We start from the raw sequence: 1,690 nt of genomic DNA, 5'->3' as shown, positions 1-1,690 counted from the left end.
GGACGGCTGTTCTCGGTGCATCAGAACCGCCGGTGGGACAAGGATTACCGCATTGTCCGCAAGATTCTGGAGGAGGGCAAGCTGGGGAGCCATGGTGCGGGTGGGCCCGGCCTCGGTGTAAACGATGTCGTCGTCCCAGGCCATCTCGCCCGCATCCTCCCGCAGCTGCACCGTCTTTCCGGCGCAGGACCAGTCCTGCACTACCGCCGTGCCTTTTGTACAACTCACATGCCAGCGGGGCAGGTTCACAAAGCAGTTGGTGGACATTTCCAACACGGCCGACACGCCGTTCTCAAACCGGACAAACAGCTTGATGTTGTCATCCACCTCTCCTGAAAACACCCGCTGCAGATGCGCGTCCACCGAAACCACCGGCGAAGGGATCATATCCATGATTTGGTCCAGCAGATGCACGCCCCAGTCCAGTACCATGCCGCCGCCGTTGACCTTGTAGCCACGCCAGCCGTACATGGCGCCCCGGGACCCCTGCACTCGGCTTTCGATGAAGTAGGGGCTCCCCAGCTTGCCCTCCTCCAGAATCTTGCGGACAATGCGGTAATCCTTGTCCCACCGGCGGTTCTGATGCACCGAGAACAGCCGTCCCGTTTCTCGGGAAACGGCGATGATCTCTTCCAGTTCCCCGGCGTTCATGGTCACGGGCTTTTCGCAAACCACGTTTTTCCCTGCCCGCAGGCAGGCGATGGACAGTTCCTTGTGGAAGTTGTTGGGCACCGCCACGGTCACCAGGTCCACCTCGTCATCCTCCAGAAGTTCCTCCAGCGAGGAATAGACGTACAGGCCGTCGTCCCGGGCCTTGTCCCGTGCTTCCGGCCGGATATCCCAGATTCCCTTTACCTGGATTTCCGGAATTTTTGTCGCCACATTTTGGCAATGCCAGCTACCCATGCCGCCGTATCCAATTACGGCAAGTTTATGTTTCATCCAAAATCTCCTCCGTTTTTTCGGATTCTTTTGGTTGCATTATACGATACTTTCTGTTAAAATACGTGCCATAAATCATTTTCTTATAGCCAAATATTGCGCCGTTTTTAAAGGAGGCGGAAGGGTTTGTGAGCGTCCGGGCATATTATGAGGAACGATACAACACCGGTTCTGAGCTGCAGATCAGCGAAGGGGACTCCATGGTCTTTCCGCCCCATCTGCATAATGACCTGGAACTTTTTCTGGTCCGCGACGGCTCCTACCAGATCACGGTGGGGGATACCTGCCGGGAAGTAGGCGAAAATACCCTCGCCGTCATCTTTCCCAACACCATCCACGCCTACCAGTGCAAAGTTCCTGGCAGCGGATATATCATCGCCGTCTGTTCTCCCGCCCTGCTGGGGGACGCTCTTTCCCGGTTGACCCGGTTCCGCCCCGCCTGCCCGTTTCTGCAGGGGCAGGACCTGCATCGGGATATCGTCTACGCCATGCAAGGCCTGTGTGAGCAATCCCGCACCGAGCCGGACCGGGAAATCTACCGCGCACTGGTGCGCCTGATTCTGGCACGGTGTTTTTCTCGCATGGAACTGCTCCCCTTGCAGGAACCTTACACCGTGGACCTGACCGGCAACCTGGTACGCTACCTTTCCTGTAACTTCCAAAAACCCCTTTCGCTGGATACGGTGGCCCGGGAACTAGGGGTCAGCAAGTACCACCTTTCCCATATATTTTCCAGCCGGCTGCACAC

Annotated in this window: 2 protein-coding genes; one reads left to right on the top strand and one right to left on the bottom strand. The window is 57.3% G+C overall.

Annotated features, from left to right (window positions below; all coding sequences use genetic code 11):
• A partial coding sequence (locus H6B10_RS14370; protein WP_204652226.1) for a Gfo/Idh/MocA family protein occupies positions 1–942 on the bottom strand: 942 nt, incomplete at its 3' end.
• Between the two features lie 128 nt (positions 943–1,070).
• Here H6B10_RS14370 and H6B10_RS14365 point away from each other — a divergent pair.
• Positions 1,071–1,690: AraC family ligand binding domain-containing protein (locus H6B10_RS14365; RefSeq protein ID WP_204652225.1), on the top strand; the 620-nt coding region annotated here is incomplete at its 3' end.

The organism is Gemmiger formicilis, assembly GCF_016901605.1.
In the GTDB taxonomy this organism is placed as follows: Bacteria; Bacillota; Clostridia; order Oscillospirales; family Ruminococcaceae; genus Gemmiger; species Gemmiger formicilis_B.
Note: the sequence above shows the minus strand (reverse complement) of the source record. Positions and strands in the feature narration are given on the sequence as shown.